This window comes from Paracraurococcus lichenis (genome assembly GCF_030657435.1).
GTDB lineage: Bacteria > Pseudomonadota > Alphaproteobacteria > Acetobacterales > Acetobacteraceae > Paracraurococcus > Paracraurococcus lichenis.
In genome coordinates this window covers 129,814-147,563 of the sequence record NZ_JAUTWS010000009.1, presented here as the reverse complement: position 1 = coordinate 147,563, position 17,750 = coordinate 129,814, and the positions used below count along the sequence as shown (strand labels likewise).

Sequence of the window (17,750 nt, the reverse complement as noted above, 5' to 3'; positions counted from 1 at the left end):
CGGTCCGAAAGGCGCGCGCCCGGCAGGCAGGGCCGGCCGGGCGCGGGTGGCGGGGATGAGGGGGCGGAGGGCGCGGGGCGGTCAGCGCTTCAGCGTGTCGCCCGATTCGGTGGTCAGCGTGCCGCCGCCCTCGATGAGGAGGTGCGAGACATCCGGCGCGACGGTGAAGCTGCGGGAGGTGGCGGTGATGGCCGGGTCGGCGACGTCCTCCACCCGGATCCGGTAGCCGGCGCCGACCGGCGGCGCGGCGAAGCTGGTGCTGGCGACGCCGCCCTGGACGGGGGCGGTCTGGGCCGGCGGGATGACGGCGCCGGTCGCGTCGCGCAGCGTGAAGACCACCTGGGAGACGGGGCCGGTGACGGTGGCCGAGACGGGGATGGTGCTGCCGGCGAGGATGCCGGCGGCGACCGGCGCGAGCAGGATGGTGCGGACGACGGCGGAGGCCGCCTGGCTCGCGCGCAGGCCGAAGGCGACGCTGCGCAGCAGGTTGATCGGCCCGACCGCACCGTCGAGGGTGACGCCGGTGCCGAGGACGGCATTGCTGCGGAAGGGCACCAGCGCCATGGCGTCGGCGGCCTGCAGGATCATCAGGTCGCCGGCCTTCAGGCTGGACGCGACCGGCGCGAAATAGCCGGCGGCGCTGACCGCGGCGCGGCTGTCGGTGGTGCGGTAGTGCCAGAGGTTGAAGGCGCTGGACTGGATCAGGGCGGTGAGGCTGGCCGGGCTGAAGGGCACGGGGATCTCCGTCTCGGCAGCGTCCGGTCGCGACGGCGCGCCGCGGGGCGCGGGGGCGCTCCTCGGTGCGGTGCGGCGGGCGGGGATGGTGCGGGGGAGCCTCGGGCGCAATGCGGCCGTCGGCAGAGGCGGCATAGCCGACCGAAGGCGGCGGCGTCAAGGAATTTTGTCTTATGGCCTTACCGGACGGTCCCGGACCGCCGCGCGCCGCGGGGCGGCCGAGGGGATTTGCCGGCCGGGGCGTTTCCGCCCCGCGCCGATCCCCCTATGGTTTTCCGGGCGCAGGCCGCGCGGGGCCTGCCCCAGGATCTGCCCACCGAACCGGAGCGGGATGCCGATGGCGCGACGCATTTTCCTGGCCATGCTGCTGCTGCTGCCGGCCCTGCTGATCGCGCGCCTCGCCGCAGCGCAGCCGGTGCTGAACGTCTACAACTGGACCGACTACATCGACCCCTATGTCGTCCAGCGCTTCCAGCAGCAGACCGGCATCCGGGTGCGCTACGACGTCTACGACAGCCTCGAGACGCTCGAGGGCAAGCTCTCCGCCGGGCGCTCGGGCTACGACATCATCGTCCCGACCAGCGAGCCGACTTTTTCGAGGTTGGTGAAGGCGGGCGCCCTCAGGCCACTCGATCTGGCGAGGATCCCGAACTGGAAGAACCTCGACCCGCGGCTGATGCAGCGCGTCGCGCAGGTCGATCCGGGCAACCGGCACGGCGCGATCTATCTCTGGGGCACGGTCGGGCTCGGCATCCGGCTCGACCGCGTCAGGGCGATCTGGCCCGAGGCTCCGATGGACGGCCTCGACCTGCTGCTGAAGCCGGAGAATGCGGCGCGGCTGGCGAAATGCGGCCTCGCGGTCATGGACAGCGCGACGGACGTGCTGCCCTCCGTGCTGAAATGGCTGGGCAAGGACCCCGACACGACCGAGGCCGCCGACTATCGGGCGGCGGAGCAGGCGCTGCTCGCGGTCCGCCCGCATCTGCGCGCCATCCCGGGCTCCGGCGGGCTGCTCGACATGCTGGCGACCGGCGAGATCTGCGTCGCGCTGACCTATAGCGGCGACGTCATCCAGGCCGCGGCGCGGGCGCGGGAGGCCGGGAAGGGTGTCGAGATCGGCTATGTCGCGCCGAGGACGGGCGCGCATCTCTGGTTCGACATGCTGGCGGTCCCGGCCGATGCGCCGAACCCGGAGGCGGCGATGGCCTTCATCGACTTCCTGCTGCAGCCGGAGACCATGGCCGCCATCACCAGCCAGGTGCGCTATCCCAATGCGGTGCCGGCCAGCCGGCCGCTGGTGGCGCAGGCGGTGCGCGACGACCCGAACGTCTATCCCTCGGAGGAGGCGCTGGCGCGCGCCTTCGTCCCGGCGACGCTGCCGCAATCGGCGGAGCGGCTGCGGACGCGGCTCTGGAGCCGGTTCCGGGCGGGCCGCTAGCGCCTTGCCGGCATCGGTCGAGGCCCTCGGCCGCCCGCTGGCCGCGGCGGCCGCCGCCGGGCCGCTGCTGCGGGTCGAGGGCGTCAGCAAGCGCTTCGGCGCGACGACCGCGCTGGACGGGCTGAGCCTCGATGTCATGCCGGGCGAGTTCGTCGCGCTGCTCGGCGGCAGCGGGTCGGGGAAGTCCACGCTGCTGCGCATCGTCGCGGGCTTCGAGACGGCCGACGAGGGCCGCGTGCTGCTGCAGGGCCGCGACATCGCGCCGCTGCCGCCGCATGCGCGGCCGGTCAGCATGGTGTTCCAGAGCTATGCGCTCTTCCCGCATCTCTCGGTCTTCGACAACGTCGCCTATGGGCTGCGGCGCGACGGCGTGGCGAAGCCGGAGATCGCGCGGCGGGTCGCGGAGGCGCTGGCGCTGGTCGGGCTGACGGGGTTCGAGCGGCGGAAGCCCGCGCAGCTTTCGGGCGGGCAGCGGCAGCGCGTGGCGCTGGTCCGCAGCCTGGTGAAGCGCCCGCCCCTGCTGCTGCTGGACGAGCCCCTGGGCGCGCTGGATGCGGGGTTGCGCGAGCGGACGGGCTTCGAGCTGCGCGCCCTGCAGCGGGCGACCGGCGCGGGCTTCGTCATGGTGACGCATGACCAGGAGGAGGCGCTGGCGCTGGCTGACCGGGTGGCGGTGCTGGAGCAGGGGCGGCTCGCGCAATACGACACGCCGCAGGCGCTCTATAACCGGCCGGCGACGCGCAGCGTGGCGGCGTTCCTCGGCGCGGCGAATATCCTGGAGGGGCGCGGGCGGGGTGACGGGGCGGTGGAGTGCGCCGCGGGCTGCCTGCTGCGGCCCTCGGCGCCGGCCGAAGGAGCCGTGGCCTACGCCCTGCGGCCGGAGCGCATCCGGGTGGTCGCGGCGGCGCCGGCGGAGAATGGTGCGACCGCCGTCCTGAAGGACCTCGCCTTCCGCGGCGACTGGTGGATGGCGGTCATGGCGCTGCCGGGCGGCGGCGAGTGGCGGGTGGTGCTGCCAGCCGATGCGCCGCCGCCGCAGCCGGGCGAGGCGGTGGCGCTCGCCTGGAGCCCGGACAGCCTCGTGCCGCTGGCGGGCTGATGCGGCGCCTGCTGGTCCTGCTGCCGCCCTTCCTCTGGCTGCTGCTGCTGGTGGCGGCGCCGGTCGGCATCCTGGCGGGCATCGCGCTGAGCGAGGGCGCGCCGGGCGTGCCGCCCTTCACCCCGCCGGTCTCGCTGAGCGCGGGCTGGCAGGGCACCTTCGAGAACCTGCTGACCTTGGTGCAGGACGGCTACTATGCCGCGGCCTTCCTGCGGTCGGTGGTGGTGGCCGGGGTCTCGGCCTCGCTCTGCCTGGTGCTGGCCTATCCGATGGCGCTCGGCATCGCCGCGGCGCCGGAGCGCTGGCGGGTGCCGCTGCTGGCGCTGGTGCTGCTGCCCTTCTGGACCGGCTTCCTGCCGCGGCTCGGCGCCTGGATCGGGCTGCTGCGGGATGGCGGCTGGGTGAACGGCGTGCTGATGCGCCTCGGGCTGGTCGATGCGCCGGTGCCGCTGCTCTACACCGATGCGGCGATGTATCTCGGCATGGTGCATGCCTACCTGCCCTTCGCCGTGCTGCCGCTGACGGCGACGCTGCTGCGGCGGGACCTGAGCGTGGAGGAGGCAGCGGCCGACCTGGGGGCCGCGCCCTGGACGGTGTTCCGGACGGTGACCCTGCCGCTCTCGGCGCCCGGCGCGGCGGCGGCCTTCCTGCTGGTCTTCATCCCGGCGGCGGGGGAGTTCGTGATCCCGGAGCTGCTGGGACCGCCGGAGGCGCTGCTGGTGGGACGCGTGCTCTGGGGCGAGTTCTTCCAGAACCGCGACTGGCCCTTGGCCTCGGCGCTGGCCGTGGCGTTGCTGGCTTTGCTGATCCTCCCCATCCGCCTGTTCCAGCGCCTGGAGGATGGGGGGTCTCGAAGGGGGGCTTCGCCCCCTTCGCGGGGTCCGGGGCGGAGCCCCGGGATGGTGCCGTGAGACGGGTCGGCTTGGTGCTGGGTTTGTCGTTCCTCTGGCTACCGATCCTGCTGCTGGTCGGCTACGCCTTCAGCGCCGACCGCATTCCCTTCCAATGGGGCGGCTTTTCCCTGCGCTGGTTCGCGGCGCTGGCGGCCAACGAGCGGATGCTCGAGGCGGCCTGGCTGTCGCTGCGCGTCGCCTCCGGCGCGGCAACGCTGGCGGTCCTGCTGGGCGGCATGACGGGCTGGGTGCTGGCGCGGCACGGCCCCTTCCGTGGGCGGGCGCTGTTCGGCGCGTTGGCGGGCGCGCCGCTGGTGCTGCCAGAGGTGGTGACGGGCCTCTCCCTGCTGCTGCTGTTCGTGGTGCTGCAGGGCTGGGCGGAGGTGGCCTTCGGCTGGGTGCTGGACCGCGGCGCCGCGACCGTCCTGCTGGCGCATGCGACGGTCGGGATGGCCTATGCGGCCGTGGTGGTGCAGGCGCGGCTGACGGGGATGGACCCTGCGCTGGAGGAAGCCGCGGCCGATCTCGGCGCCGCGCCCTTCACTGCCTTCCGCACGGTGACACTGCCGCTGATCGCGCCGGCCTTGATCGCGGGCTGGCTGCTGGCCTTCACCCTCTCGCTGGACGACGTCGTGGTGGCGAGCTTCGTCTCCGGCCCGGCGGGGACGACGCTGCCGATGCTGGTCTTCTCGCAGTTGCGGGTCGGGCTGACGCCCGAGATCAATGCGCTGGCGGCCATCATCCTGGCGATTGCCGCCACCGCGCTCGGCCTCGCGGGGCTGCTGCTCGGGCGCGGCGACCGCCGCGGGTGACGGCCCGCTACATCCCCATGCCGTGCTCCATCGGCATCATGTTCCCGTTCAGGTGGTCCATGATCCAGACCGAGCCGCCGACGACGAGGAAGACGATGAAGACGCCGAAGGCCAGCGCCATGACGTTGTTGGTATTGTCCGGCGCGGTGGTGAGGTGGAGGAAGAAGACGAGGTGGATGCCGATCTGCGCGATGGCGAGCACCGCCAGCGCCACCGGCAGGCCCGGGCCGTAGATGAAGTCCGTCCCGGCCAGCCAGAAGGAGCAGACGGTGAGCAGCACCGCGAGCCCGAGGCCGGTGAGGTAGCTGGTGATGCCCTTCGCTACCTGGCTGTCGCCGGGGGCGGCATCGTCCTCGTCGCGGGGCAGGGCGTCATCGGGTGAGGAGGTCATGCGCCGGATCCAATGAGGTAGACGACGGTGAAGAGCGCGACCCAGATGATGTCGAGCGCGTGCCAGAACAGGTTGAAGCAGAGCAGCCGCCGGACGATGTGCGGCTGCCAGCCCTTCACCCAGACCTGCGCCATCATGGTGCCGAGCCAGAGCAGCCCGGCGAAGACGTGCAGGCCGTGGCAGCCGACGAGGGCGAAGAAGGCGGAGAGGAAGGCGCTGCGGTCGGGCCCGGCGCCCTGCTGGATCATGCCGGCGAATTCCTGCAGCTCGAGCAGCAGGAAGCTGGCGCCGAGCAGGCCGGTGGCCAGCAGCCCGGCCTCGGTCCAGAGCCTGTTGCGGGCATCGGCGGCGACGTTCGACAGGCCGCAGGTGAAGCTCGAGAGCAGCAGGAAGCCCGTCTCGATCGCCACCCGCGGCAGCTCGAAGAGGTCGCGGCCGCCCGGCCCCCCCGCGGTGTTGCCGGCCAGCACCGCATAGGCGGCGAAGAAGGCCGAGAACATGACGATGTCGCTGAGCAGGAAGATCCAGAAGCCGTAGCCGACGATGACGCGGGGCGAGGCGGGCCCGCCTTCGCCATGGCCGGTCGCCTCGGAATGGCCGCCATGGCCGCCGCCGCCATGGCGGCCCGCGCCGTGGTCCCGGCGGCCGCCCAGGCGATAGGGGTCGCGGACCCGCGGCGGGGCGAGGGTATCGGCGCCGCTCATGCCAGCTCCCTCATCCGCGCGGCGTTCTCGTGCAGCCAGGCCTGCCGCGCGGCGCGGCGCTCGCGGTCGAGGCGCGCGACCTCCGCCGCCGGGATCTCGTATTCATGCACGTCCCGCCAGGCGAAGACGACGAAGGTGGCGAAGGCGGCGACGAGGCCGGCGATCACCATCCACCAGATCTGCCAGATCAGGCCGAAGCCGGTGACGGTGGAGAAGAAGGCGCAGATGAAGCCGGTAGGCGAGTTGCGCGGCATGTGGATGGGCTTGTAGTCCGGCTCCTGCGCCAGGTTCTGCGTCTCGATGGCGCGCTGCTTGATGGTCCAGTAGGGCTCCTCGCCCTCCACATTCGGCATGGTGGCGAAGTTGAAGGGCGGCGGCGGCGAGGTGGTGGACCATTCGAGGGAGCGGGCATCCCAGGGGTCGCCGGTGACGTCGCGCAGCGCCTCCCGATTGCGGATGCTGACGACGAGCTGGATCACCTGGCAGGCGACGCCGACCAGCATGATGGCCACGCCGACCCCGGCCAGCAGCACCCAGGGGCGCCATTCCGGCACGTCGTAGTGCTGCATCCGCCGCGTCATGCCGAGCAGGCCGGCCATGTAGAGCGGCAGGAAGACGGCCCAGAGCCCGGCGAAGGTGAACCAGAAGGCGCGCTGGCCCCAGGTCTCGTCCAGCTTGAAGCCGAAGGCCTTGGGGAACCAGAAGCTCAGCCCGGCGAAGGCGCCGAAGACGGTGGAGCCGATGATGACGTTGTGGAAATGCGCGACGAGGAAGAGGCTGTTGTGGAGCTGGAAGTCGGCTGGCGGCACCGCCAGCAGCACGCCGGTCATGCCGCCGATGACGAAGGCGACGAGGAAGCCGACGGCCCAGAGCATCGGCGTGGTGTAGCGGATGCGCCCGCCATACATGGTGAAGATGTAGTTGAACACCTTCACGCCGGTGGCGACCGAGATCAGCGCGGTGGAGATGCCGAAGGCGGTGTTCACGCCGGGGCCGGCACCCATGGTGAAGAAGTGGTGCAGCCAGGTCATGAAGCCGTTGATGCAGATCCAGAGCGTCGCCAGCACCATGGAGCGGTAGCCGAAGAGCGGCTTGCCCGCGAAGCAGGAGATGACCTCGGAGAAGATGCCGAGCGCGGGCAGCAGCAGGATGTAGACCTCCGGATGCCCCCAGGCCCAGATCAGGTTCTCGAACATCATCATGTTGCCGCCGGCTTCGTTGGTGAAGAAGTGGAAGCCGAGATAGCGGTCGAGGGTGAGCATCGCGAGCGTGGCCGTCAGGATCGGGAAGGCGGCGATGATCAGCAGGTTGGAGGTGAGCGCGGTCCAGCAGAACATCGGCATTCGGAAATAGCCCATGCCCGGGGCGCGCATCTTCAGGATGGTGGTCACCAGGTTGATGCCCGACATCAATGTCCCGATGCCGGATATCTGCAGCGCCCAGACATAGTAGTCGGGCCCCACCCCGGGCGAGTAGGTAACCTCGGACAGCGGCGGATAGGGAAGCCAGCCGGTGCGGGCGAACTCGCCGACCACGAGGGAGATGTTCACCAGCAGCGCGCCCGAGGCCGTCAGCCAGAAGCTGACCGAGTTCAGCGTGGGGAAGGCGACATCGCGGATGCCGAGCTGCAGCGGGACCACGAAGTTCATCAGCCCGATGACCACCGGCATCGCGCCGAAGAAGATCATGATCACGCCATGGGCGGAGAAGATCTGGTTGTAGTGCTCCGGCGGCAGGTAGCCGTCGGCCTGGTAGGCGAGGGCCTGCTGCGAGCGCATCATCAGCGCATCGACGAAGCCGCGCAGCAGCATCACCAGGCCGAGCAGCGTGTACATCACGCCGATCCGCTTGTGGTCGACGCTGGTGATCCACTCTCGCCACAGATAGGGCAGGTGGCCGCGGGCGACGACCCAGGCGACGACGCCGAGCAGGAGGAGGGCGACGATGCCGCCCGCGACCAGGGGGATGGGCTGGTCCCAGGGGACCGCATCCCAGGTGAGCTTGCCGAGCATCTACCTCTCCGCCTTTTCCATGATGCCCGGTCCGCCGCGGCCGCTCCCCGGGCCGTCTGCGGGCGGGATGCGTTGCGTGGTGACCGATGCGAAGAGGTCCGGCGCGACCGAACGGTAGGTGAAGGGCCTGTCCGGCACGTTCTGCTTCGTCAGCTCCGCATAGGCGGGGCGGTCGAGCGCGGCGCCGGTGCCGCGCACGGCCTCGACCCAGCGGGCGAACTCCTCCCCCGGCACCGCGCGTGCGGTGAAGCGCATGTCGGAAAAGCCGTCGCCGCTGAAATGGCCGGAGCGGCCGTAGAAGGCGCCGGGATGGTCGGCCTGCAGGTTGAGCTGCGTGACCATGCCATTCATGACGTAGATCATGCCGCCGAGCTGCGGGATCCAGAAGGTGTTCAGCACGCTGGCCGAGGTCATGCTGAAATGCACCGGCGCGCCGGCGGGCAGGACCAGCTCGTTGACGCTGGCCACGCCCTGCTCGGGGTAGATGAAGAGCCATTTCCAGTCGAGCGCGACCACCTGCACCTCGGTCACCGGCCTGTCCGAGGGCAGCGGCCGATAGGGGTCGAGGTTGTAGGACCCGGTCCAGATCAGCCCGCCGAGGAAGGTGACGGTCAGGACCGGGATGGACCACATGACGATCTCGACCCGGCCGGAATAGACGAAGTCCGGCCGGCGCTTCGCGCGCGGGTTCGTCTCCCGGAACCACCAGGCGAAGCCGACCGCCGCGGCGATGGTCGGGATCACGATCGCCAGCATGACCGCGAGCGCATTGAAGATGAGCTGCCGCTGCTGCGCGGCGATCGGCCCATGCGGGTCGAGAGGGCCGCCGGAACAGCCGGCGAGCGCTGCCGCGAGCAGCAGGATGCCGGCGAGACGCGCCGTACGCCGGTTCGAGCTTGAAACCATATACCGTCCCCGATCCAGCGGTAGCGTCCTGGCCAGCAACGCGACGGAGTGGCGGCCGATGCCCTGCCAGCCTCGCGATTTGCCTGCCGTATCGGTCCCGCGCCCGGGACATGGCGGCACGCGCATCGCAACGGGTTGAATGCCACTCCACGGGGGGTTAGGGTCCGGGCCTTTCGCCAGTCCTGCAGGACCCCAATGAAGCTGATCGCCGATCGCCTCGACCGCATCTCCCCCTCGCTGACCATCGCCATGACGACCAAGGCGCGGCAGCTGAAGGCGGCGGGGAAGGACGTCATCGGCCTGGCGGCGGGCGAGCCCGACTTCGACACCCCGCAGAACGTCAAGGATGCGGCCATCGCCGCCATCCAGCGCGGCGAGACCAAGTACACCGACGTCGCCGGCACCCCGGCGCTGCGGCAGGCAGTGGCCGCGCGCTTCAAGGCCGACCACGGGATCGACTACAAGGCGGAGGAGATCCTGATCGCCACCGGCGGCAAGCAGGTGATCTTCGACGCCTTCCTCGCCACCATCCAGGCGGGCGACGAGGTGATCATCCCCTCCCCCTGCTGGGTTTCCTACCCCGACATCGTGGAACTCGCCGAGGGCAAGCCGGTGATCGTCCGCGGCGACGAGAACATGGGCTTCAAGCTGCGGCCCGAGCAGCTCGAGGCCGCGATCACGCCGAAGACCAAGTGGTTCCTGCTGAACAACCCGTCCAACCCGACGGGCGCGGCCTATTCGGCCGAGGAGCTGAAGGCGCTGACCGACGTGCTGATGAGGCACCCGGATGTCTGGGTCTTCACCGACGACATCTACAACAAGCTGGCCTATGACGGCTTCCGCCCGGCGACGGTGCTGGAGGTGGAGCCGCGGCTGCGCGACCGCACCGTCACCATGAACGGCTGCTCCAAGGCCTATGCGATGACCGGCTGGCGCATCGGCTTCGCCGGGGCGCCGGCGCACCTGATCAAGCAGATGGACAAGCTGCAGAGCCAGTCCACATCGAATACCAGCAGCATCAGCCAGGCCGCGGCGGTCGAGGCGCTGACCGGGCCGCAGGGCAGCATCGACGTCATGAAGGTGGCCTACAAGCGCCGCCGCGACCTGGTGGTGGAAATGCTGAACGCGGCGCCCGGCATCCGCTGCCACAAGCCGGAGGGCGCCTTCTACGTCTTCCCCTCGATGCAGGGCTGCATCGGCAAGACCACGAAGGGCGGCCGGAAGATCGAGACGGACGAGGATTTCTGCCTCGCCCTGCTCGAGGAGGAGGGCGTCGCCTGCGTGCACGGCGCCGCCTTCATGTATCCCGGCTATTTCCGCATCAGCTACGCCACCAGCGACGAGCAACTGGTCGAGGCCTGCACGCGCATCCAGCGCTTCTGCCAGGGGATGCGCTGAGGGAGGGGGCCGAGGCCCCCTCGGCTACATCCGCAGCACCACCCGCCCGTCGATCTGCCCCGCCTTCATCCGGGCGAAGATGTCGTTAATCTCCTCGAGGCTGGCCCAGCTGAAATGCGGGGCCACCTTGCCCTCGCCGGCGAAGGCCAGCGCCTCCTCCAGGTCCTGGCGCGTGCCGACGATGGAGCCGCGCACGGTGATGCGCTTCAGCACCGTGTCGAAGATCGGCAGCGCCATGCGGCCGGGCGGCAGGCCCACCAGGCTCATCGTCCCGCGGGCGCGCAGCATGCCGAAGGCCTGCTCGAAGGCGGCGGTCGAGACGGCGGTGACCAGCACGCCATGCATGCCGCCCGTGGCGCGCTGCACCTGCTCCACCGCATCGGGCGCCCGCGCATCCACCAGCAGGTCGGCGCCCAGTTGCTTCGCCAGCGCCAGCTTGTCCGCATGCACGTCGACGGCCGCCACATGCAGCCCCATGGCCTTGGCGTATTGCACCGCCATGTGCCCGAGCCCGCCGATGCCGGAGACCGCGACCCATTCGCCCGGCCGCGCCTCGGTCTCCTTCAGCCCCTTGTAGACCGTGACGCCGGCGCAGAGCACGGGCGCGGCCGGGCCGAATTCCAGGCTCGCCGGCAGGTGCCCGACATAGCCGGGATCGGCCAGGACGTATTCGGCGAAGCCGCCGTTGACGGAATAGCCGGTGTTCTGCTGGGACCCGCAGAGCGTCTCCCACCCCGTGCGGCAATGCGGGCAATAGCCGCAGGCGGTGTGCAGCCAGGGCACCCCGACCCGGTCGCCCTCCCTCACCCCCCGCGCCCCGGCGCCCAGCGCCACGACGGTGCCCACACCCTCATGCCCCGGGATGAAGGGCGGCACCGGCCTGACCGGCCAGTCCCCACGGGCGGCGTGCAGGTCCGTGTGGCAGACGCCGGAAGCGGCGACCTTCACCAGCACCTGGCCGGGCCCCGGCTGGGGCACCGGCACCTCCCGGATCTCGAGCGGCGCGCCGAGGGCGGGCACCACGGCGGCGCGCATGGTCCGCGGCATGGGCGGCTTCCCTTCCATCTTCCGCCGGCAGGCTAGGCTGGCGCCGCGGCGCGGCGCCTTGAGGCGTCGCAACCGGCGCCCCGGCCGGGGTGACCCGCCTCACCCGCCAGTTTCGCCGCCCCGGACGGTTCCGCCGCGGGGCGATCTGCTCTAGCTTGCGCGGCTTGTTTCCGCCCCGTGACCGGTAGCCGCATGCCCGAGCTCGCCCAACGCCTCGCCAATGTCCAGGTCTCGCCCTCCGCCGCCATGACGGCGAAGGCGCGGGAGATGCGCGCGCGCGGCATCCCCGTCATCAGCCTGGCGAATGGCGAACCGGATTTCGCAACGCCCCGCCACGCGATCGAGGCCGCCTATCAGGCGGCGCTCGCAGGCGACACCAAATACCCGCCGCAGGGCGGCACGCCGGCGCTGAAGGCGGCCATCGCCCGCAAGTTCAAGCGCGACAACGCCCTGGACTACGGGCCGGACGAGATCATCGTCGGCAATGGCGGCAAGCAGGTCATCTTCAACGCCTTCATGGCGACGCTCGATCCGGGCGACGAGGTGGTGATCCCCTCGCCCTTCTGGGTCAGCTACGCCGACATGGCGAAGGTCGCGGGCGGCGTGCCCGTCACAGTCTCCTGCCCGCAGAACAACGGCTTCAAGCCGCGGCCGGAGGATATCGAGGCCGCCATCACCCCGCGCACCAAATGGGTGATGCTGAACTTCCCGGGCAACCCGACCGGCGCGGTGCCGAGCCGCGCCGAGCTCGCCGCCATCGGCGAGGTGCTGCTGCGCCACCCGCATGTCTGGGTGATGTCGGACGACATGTACGAGCACCTGCTCTACGACGGGCACAGGTTCAGCACGATCGCCGAGGTCACGCCGGGCCTGAAGGACCGCACGCTGACCGTGAACGGCTGCTCCAAGACCTATGCCATGACCGGCTGGCGCATCGGCTTCGGCGGCGCGCCGGCGAAGCTGATCAAGGGCATGTTCAACATGCAGGGCCAGGCGACGGCGGGCGTCTCCACCGTCGGCCAGGCCGCCGCCACGGCCGCGCTGGACGGGCCGCAGGAGCTGGTGGAGGAGCACCGGCAGGCCTATGAGCGGCGCCGCGACATGGTGGTCGAGATGCTGAACGCCGCGCCGGGCCTGACCTGCCACAAGCCGGAGGGCGCCTTCTACGTCTTCCCGAACCTCGCGGGCTGCCTCGGCAAGACGACCAAAGGCGGGCGGAGGATCGGGACGGATACCGACTTCGTCACCGCGCTGCTCGAGGAGAAGCACGTCGCCGCCGTGCAGGGCGCGGCCTATGGCATGTCGCCGCATATGCGCATCTCCTACGCCACCGACACGGCGAGCCTGGTCGAGGCCTGCGGCCGCATCCAGGAGTTCTGCCGGGACCTCACGTGATCCGTCCCGGCCGGGACGAGGATGCGGAGGGCTTCATCGCCCTGATCGGCGCCTGCTGGGCGGAGTATCCCGGCTGCGTCATGGACGTGGATGGCGAGGTACCCGAGCTGCGGGCGCTCGCCACCTACTACGCGCAAGCGGGCGGCGCGCTCTGGGCCGCGGAGCGCGAGGGCCGGGTGGTCGGCATGGTCGCCACCCGGCCGCTCGAGCCCGGTGCCTGGGAGATCTGCAAGATGTATGTCGCGGCGGCGGAGCGCGGCAGCGGCCTCGCCGCCGCGCTGCTGGACGGCGCGGAGGCACATGCCCGCGTCGCCGGCGCCGGGCGCCTCGTCCTCTGGTCCGATACACGCTTCGACCGCGCGCACCGCTTCTACGAGAAGCGCTCCTTCGTCCGGCAGGGGCCGATCCGCGTCCTGGACGACCTCTCGCACTCGCTGGAGTTCCGCTACGCCAAGCCGCTGCGCGGCATCGAGGTGGAGGTGCTGGACGCCGCCGGCGCCGCCAGCGCGGAACGGCGCCTCGCCGAGATGCTGGTCGCCTGCGTCGCGGGCGGCGCCGAGCTCGGCTTCCTGGCGCCCCTGGCGATGGACAAGGCGCGCGCCTACTGGAAGGGCGTGGCGAAGGACGTCGCCACGGGCCGGATGCTGCTGCTCGGCGGCTGGCGGGACGGGTTGCTCGCCGGCACGGTGCAGCTCGGCCTCGCCATGCCGGAGACCCAGGCGCACCGCGCCGATGTCTGGAAGCTGCTGGTCGATCCCGCGGCCCGCCGCGCCGGCCTCGGCCGCGCGCTGATAGGGCGGGCGGAGGAGGAGGCGCGCCGCCTCGGCCGCCGGCTGCTGGTGCTGGACACGCTGGCGGGCGGCGCGGCCGAACCCCTCTACCGCGCCCTGGGCTGGACCGAGGCCGGCGCCATCCCCGGCTTCACCCTGGACGCGGAGGGGGCCGAGCAGGCTACGGTCCTGTTCTGGAAACGCATCCGACCGCCCGGAGCGAGGGCCGCATGATCTCCCCCGACTGGTGCCGCTTGATGGCGGCCTACAATGCCGAGATGAACCGCCGGCTCTATGCCGCCGCGGCGGAACTCCCCGACGCGGCGCGGCGGCAGGAGCGCGGCGCCTGGTTCGGCTCCATCCACGGCACGCTCTGCCACCTGCTCTGGGGCGACCGGCAATGGATGAGCCGCTTCGCCGGCTGGGACCCGCCGCCGCCCGGCATCCCGAACAGCCCGGGGCTGATCCACGACTTCGACGAACTGCGCGCCGCCCGCAGCGAGGCCGATGCGCGCATCGAGGCCTGGGCCGCGACGCTGACGCCGGACTGGCTGGCGGGCGAGCTCACCTGGTTCAGCGGCGCCTCGCAGAAGCAGATGACGGACCGGCGCTGGGTCCTGGTGACGCATCTCTTCAACCACCAGACCCATCACCGCGGCCAGGCACATGACCTGATCACCCAGGCGGGCGTGCGCCCGGCCGCGACCGACCTGCCCTGGATCCTGGACCGCAAGGCACTCGGCCTCTAGGCGATGCGGCCCCGGTCGGGACGGCCCGGGCCGCAGGGGGACCGGTCGCCGCCGGCTCAGAGGAAGCGGTCGAGCCAAGCCAGCACCTCCTCCGGCGCCTCCTCGGCGAGGTAGTGGCCGCTGTTCACGCTGCCGCCGGCGAGATCGCCGCTGGCATAGTCCCGCCAGACCGCCATGGCATCGTACCAGCGCGGGATCGCCCCCTTGCTGCCCCAGAGCACCAGCATCGGGCAGGTCACCTTGACGCCGGCAGCGCGGCTCTCGCGGTCATGCTCGAGGTCAATGGCGGTCGCGGCGCGGTAGTCCTCGCAGATCGCGGCGACGGTGCCCGGCGCCTGCAGCGCGGCGAGGTAGTCGGCGCGGGCCTCCGGATGGAAGAAGCCCTTGTCCTTCGGCTCGCGCGCCGTGTGCAGGTCGAACCAGTCCGCCGTGTCGCGCAGGATCATCCGCTCCGGCCGGTCATGCGGCTGCGCCAGGAAGAACCAGTGGTAGTAGCCGAGCGCGAACTCCATCGTCGTCCGCTCGAAATGCGCGAGCGTCGGGATGATGTCCATGGTGCAGAGCCGCTCCACCGCCTGCGGGTGGTCGAGCGTCAGGCGATGCGCGACCCGCGCGCCGCGGTCGTGCGAGACAAGGCGGAAGCGCTCATGCCCCAGGTCCCGCATCAGCGCGACCAGGTCCTTCGCCATCTCCCGCTTGGCATAGTGCCGGCTGTCCGGCGTGACCGGCGGCTTGGCCGTGAAGCCATAGCCGCGGATGTCGGGCGCGATGACGGTGAAGCGCTTCGCCAGCACGGGCGCCACCTTGTGCCACATGGCATGGGTCTGCGGGTTGCCGTGCAGCAGCAGCAGCGGCGGCCCCTCCCCGCCGCGGCGCAGCCGGATGCGCTGGCCATTCGCCTCGCGGGTCTCGAGCGTGAAGCCTTCGAAGAACATGGCGTGCCTCCTCCCGGCCCATCCTGGACCGGCAGCGGCCGGGGATACAGCCCCGCCCTGCCCTATCCGGCCGGCACCACCGCGACCGAGGGGGTCGCATCCGTCGCCTGCGGCGGCACCGCCGCCCAGCGCGCGCCGTCCCAGGCGCGGGCGAAGACCTCGACCGTGTTGTCCGGGGCGATGCGGATCTCGTTGAAGGCGTTCGGCTCCCCCCGCAGCCGGCGGGAGGTGGTGGTGGAGGACAGCACCACCGTCATCGGCCCCGCCGCCCGCGTCGTCTCGGTCGCCGTGCCATGCGCCACCGCGCCGACCTCCCGCGCCGGCTGGGCGATGTCGCCGACATGCAGGTGGCCCGAGAGCACGAGGCGCACGCCCTGCCGCGCGAAGGTCTCCAGCGCACGCGCTGCGCCGCCCACCAGCCGCGCCTCCGGCGCCGCCCGCGGCGGCAGGAAGGGGTGATGCGCGACGACGATGCGCACCAGGCCGGGCGGCATGGCGGCCAGGCGCTCCTCGCAGCGCGCGAGGCGGCTGTAGCCGACGCGGCCGCGCGACCAGTCGAGGTAGAAGCCGGCCCGCCGCGCGGTGTTCAGCCCCACCACGCCGACGCGGTCGTCCTGGTAGACCGGCTCGGTCTGCGGCGCGACGTGCTCCCGCCAGCGCGCATAGGGGTCGGTGAAGCGCTCCAGCAGGAAGTAGGAGACGATGTCGTGGTTGCCGGGCACCGCCAGCACCGGCGGCCGCAGCCGGTCGATGAAGGCGCGCGCCGCGTGGAATTCCCGCCGGCGGGCGCGCATGGTCAGGTCGCCGCTGATCGCCACCAGGTCCGGCGGGTTGCGGTCCAGCTCCTCGGCCAGCGCCGCCACCACCGCCGGGATCTCGGCGCCGAAATGCAGGTCGGAGAGATGCGCGATGCGATAGGGCCGCGCGGTCATGCCGGGACCTGCAGGGCAGCGGTCTCCGGCAGGCCCTGCTCCGCCGGTGCGGAAGGGACGATGACGCGCAGCGCGCCGGGACGGATGGCGTAGCGCAGCGGCGGTTCCAAGAGCAATGCCTCCCCATCGTTCATCACGCGCAACGTGCGCCGGCGGCTGCCGATCGCCACCTGCCGCGCCGCGCGTTCCTCGATCTCCGGCCGCCGCCGCCAGGCGCCGAGCGCCATGGCCGCCAGCATCCTGACGATCCACCAGGCGCCGAAATGCCGCGCGCGGTAGAGCACGAGTTCGCCGCGGTCCAGGCGCTCCCGCATGAAGAGCGCGCCGAAACCCTCGGCATAGGCGTTGTTCGTCACCGCGAAGGCGCGCGCCCGCAGCGGCTGCGGCGCGCCACCGTCGAGGGCGATGTCGAGCCCCATGGGCCGGTAGCGCCAGAGCGTGCGGAGCGCGCCGAGCGCGAGCCGCAGCCGCGCGCCGATCCCGCCGCCGCGCTGCCTCTCCCGGTGCCGCCCCAGCGCCGTCGGCAGGCCGAGGACCGACATGCAGAGGAAGGCATGGCCGTTCACCTCGGCGACGTCGATGGCGCGGACCTCGCCGCGCGCCAGCACCGCCGAGGCCTCTTCCAGGTCCAGCGGGATGGCCAGGTCCCTGGCCAGCATGTTCATCGTGCCGCAGGGCAGGATGCCGAGCGCGATGCCCGTGCCGGCCAGGCGCTGCGCCGCGGCGGCGATGCTGCCGTCGCCGCCGCCGACGACCACCGCATCGGCGCCGGCAGCGACCGCGCGGTCGAGCCGGGCGCAGAGCTCGGGTTCCTCGGCCTCGTGGATGATGACGGCCTCCAGCCCGGTGGCGGCCAGGTGCTCCGCGACTTCCTCGGCCGCCCGCTCCCGGCCCAGCAGGCCGCCGGAGCGGGCATTGATGACGACGGCGACGCGGCGCATGCGGTCCTCTCCGGCAGGGCGGGGTTGCCGGCGGCGCAGCCGCTGGCGCCCGCCCTGGTTGCAGCGGCGGGAACAGCGGCGCCGCGCATCGGTTCGCCCCGTCCCCGAATCGTCATGGACGCGGGCCCGGCCCGGTTGACCGCCGGCCCGCCCCGCGCGAGCCTCCCGCCCGACGGAGATCAGGAGGAACGCCATGTCCGAGGATAGCGCACTGTTCGACAAGGGCCTGCCGATCCGGCGGGAGGTGCTCGGGCCCGATTACGTCGACTCGTCCATGGCCAAGGCCGACGAGTTCATGATGGCCTTCCAGCGCGCCACCACCGCCTGGGCCTGGGGCTGGGCCTGGGGCGACCCGACGCTGGAGCGGAAGACGCGCTCCATGCTGAACCTCGCGATGCTGACCGCGCTCGGCAAGACGCCCGAGATCAAGCTGCATGTGAAGGGCGCGCTAAACAACGGCCTGACGGTCGAGGAGATCAAGGCCGTCCTGCTGCACGCGACGGCCTATTGCGGCATCCCGGCCGGGCTCGACGCCTTCAAGGCGGCGCATGAGGTGCTGGTCGCCGAGGGCGCATTGCCGGGGAAGAAGTGAC

18 protein-coding genes are annotated in these 17,750 nt (G+C 71.7%); 9 read left to right on the top strand and 9 right to left on the bottom strand.

From position 1 onward, the window contains the following. Positions 1–81: 81 nt before the first annotated feature. Entirely contained in the window at positions 82–735 is a 654-nt protein-coding gene (locus Q7A36_RS11780) for a hypothetical protein (protein ID WP_305103888.1), read from the bottom strand. A gap of 337 nt (positions 736–1,072) precedes the next feature. Here Q7A36_RS11780 and Q7A36_RS11775 point away from each other — a divergent pair, with 337 nt between their 5' ends. Genes Q7A36_RS11775 through Q7A36_RS11760 form a run of 4 tightly spaced genes read left to right on the top strand, consistent with a single transcriptional unit; the run spans position 1,073 to position 4,977 of the window. Further along, positions 1,073–2,173 carry a polyamine ABC transporter substrate-binding protein gene (locus Q7A36_RS11775; protein ID WP_305103887.1) on the top strand — a complete coding sequence of 367 codons (1,101 nt, stop codon included), beginning with the start codon at positions 1,073–1,075 and terminating at the stop codon, positions 2,171–2,173. A 4-nt stretch (positions 2,174–2,177) separates the two neighbouring features. Next, positions 2,178–3,272, top strand: a complete 1,095-nt coding sequence (locus Q7A36_RS11770; RefSeq protein WP_305103886.1) for an ABC transporter ATP-binding protein — start codon at positions 2,178–2,180, stop codon at positions 3,270–3,272. Further along, positions 3,272–4,183 (top strand): ABC transporter permease, encoded by a 912-nt coding sequence (locus Q7A36_RS11765; RefSeq protein ID WP_305103885.1) that lies wholly within the window; start codon positions 3,272–3,274, stop codon positions 4,181–4,183. Before Q7A36_RS11770 ends, Q7A36_RS11765 begins: the two co-directional genes overlap by 1 nt. Next, a complete protein-coding gene (locus Q7A36_RS11760) occupies positions 4,180–4,977 on the top strand; it encodes an ABC transporter permease (RefSeq protein ID WP_305103884.1) in 798 nt (265 codons plus the stop codon). The genes Q7A36_RS11765 and Q7A36_RS11760 overlap by 4 nt, the downstream gene beginning before the upstream one ends. 7 nt (positions 4,978–4,984) lie before the next feature. Here Q7A36_RS11760 and cyoD read toward each other — a convergent pair whose 3' ends face one another. From cyoD to cyoA, 4 genes are read right to left on the bottom strand one after another with little or no spacing between them, the layout of a single operon-like run. Then, on the bottom strand, positions 4,985–5,368 hold the full coding sequence (gene cyoD / locus Q7A36_RS11755; RefSeq protein ID WP_305103883.1) for a cytochrome o ubiquinol oxidase subunit IV: 384 nt from the start codon (positions 5,366–5,368) through the stop codon (positions 4,985–4,987). Further along, complete coding sequence (locus tag Q7A36_RS11750; RefSeq protein ID WP_305103882.1) at positions 5,365–6,072, bottom strand: cytochrome (ubi)quinol oxidase subunit III; 708 nt, start codon at positions 6,070–6,072, stop codon at positions 5,365–5,367. Before Q7A36_RS11750 ends, cyoD begins: the two co-directional genes overlap by 4 nt. Continuing rightward, positions 6,069–8,084, bottom strand: coding sequence for a cbb3-type cytochrome c oxidase subunit I (locus Q7A36_RS11745; protein WP_305103881.1), 2,016 nt, complete (start codon positions 8,082–8,084; stop codon positions 6,069–6,071). The genes Q7A36_RS11750 and Q7A36_RS11745 overlap by 4 nt, the downstream gene beginning before the upstream one ends. Beyond that, positions 8,085–8,990, bottom strand: a complete 906-nt coding sequence (gene cyoA / locus Q7A36_RS11740; RefSeq protein WP_305103880.1) for a ubiquinol oxidase subunit II — start codon at positions 8,988–8,990, stop codon at positions 8,085–8,087. 195 nt (positions 8,991–9,185) lie between these two features. Between cyoA and Q7A36_RS11735 the strand changes: the two genes are divergently transcribed. Next, positions 9,186–10,388, top strand: a complete 1,203-nt coding sequence (locus Q7A36_RS11735) for a pyridoxal phosphate-dependent aminotransferase (protein ID WP_305103879.1) — start codon at positions 9,186–9,188, stop codon at positions 10,386–10,388. Positions 10,389–10,412: 24 nt separating this feature from the next. Here the strand turns inward: Q7A36_RS11735 and adhP are convergent, their stop codons facing one another. Beyond that, the gene (adhP, locus tag Q7A36_RS11730; protein WP_305103878.1) at positions 10,413–11,435 is read right to left on the bottom strand and encodes an alcohol dehydrogenase AdhP; all 1,023 of its coding nucleotides are present in this window, start codon (positions 11,433–11,435) and stop codon (positions 10,413–10,415) included. 192 nt (positions 11,436–11,627) lie between these two features. Between adhP and Q7A36_RS11725 the strand changes: the two genes are divergently transcribed. From Q7A36_RS11725 to Q7A36_RS11715, 3 genes are read left to right on the top strand one after another with little or no spacing between them, the layout of a single operon-like run. Next, entirely contained in the window at positions 11,628–12,830 is a 1,203-nt protein-coding gene (locus Q7A36_RS11725; protein ID WP_305103877.1) for a pyridoxal phosphate-dependent aminotransferase, read from the top strand. After that, positions 12,827–13,834 carry a GNAT family N-acetyltransferase gene (locus Q7A36_RS11720; RefSeq protein WP_305103876.1) on the top strand — a complete coding sequence of 336 codons (1,008 nt, stop codon included), beginning with the start codon at positions 12,827–12,829 and terminating at the stop codon, positions 13,832–13,834. The genes Q7A36_RS11725 and Q7A36_RS11720 overlap by 4 nt, the downstream gene beginning before the upstream one ends. After that, entirely contained in the window at positions 13,831–14,349 is a 519-nt protein-coding gene (locus Q7A36_RS11715; RefSeq protein WP_305103875.1) for a DinB family protein, read from the top strand. The genes Q7A36_RS11720 and Q7A36_RS11715 overlap by 4 nt, the downstream gene beginning before the upstream one ends. Before the next feature lie 56 nt (positions 14,350–14,405). On the opposite strand, the gene Q7A36_RS11710 is transcribed toward Q7A36_RS11715, so the two are convergent. The 3 genes from Q7A36_RS11710 to Q7A36_RS11700 form a co-directional block, all read right to left on the bottom strand. After that, positions 14,406–15,284: an alpha/beta fold hydrolase gene (locus tag Q7A36_RS11710; RefSeq protein ID WP_305103874.1), complete on the bottom strand. Its 879-nt coding sequence runs from the start codon at positions 15,282–15,284 to the stop codon at positions 14,406–14,408. A 62-nt stretch (positions 15,285–15,346) separates the two neighbouring features. Beyond that, on the bottom strand, positions 15,347–16,216 hold the full coding sequence (locus tag Q7A36_RS11705) for a metallophosphoesterase family protein (RefSeq protein WP_305103873.1): 870 nt from the start codon (positions 16,214–16,216) through the stop codon (positions 15,347–15,349). Continuing rightward, positions 16,213–17,157 (bottom strand): diacylglycerol/lipid kinase family protein, encoded by a 945-nt coding sequence (locus Q7A36_RS11700; protein ID WP_305103872.1) that lies wholly within the window; start codon positions 17,155–17,157, stop codon positions 16,213–16,215. The genes Q7A36_RS11705 and Q7A36_RS11700 overlap by 4 nt, the downstream gene beginning before the upstream one ends. Before the next feature lie 193 nt (positions 17,158–17,350). Between Q7A36_RS11700 and Q7A36_RS11695 the strand changes: the two genes are divergently transcribed. Continuing rightward, the gene (locus Q7A36_RS11695; protein WP_305103871.1) at positions 17,351–17,749 is read left to right on the top strand and encodes a carboxymuconolactone decarboxylase family protein; all 399 of its coding nucleotides are present in this window, start codon (positions 17,351–17,353) and stop codon (positions 17,747–17,749) included. Position 17,750: the final 1 nt, after the last annotated feature.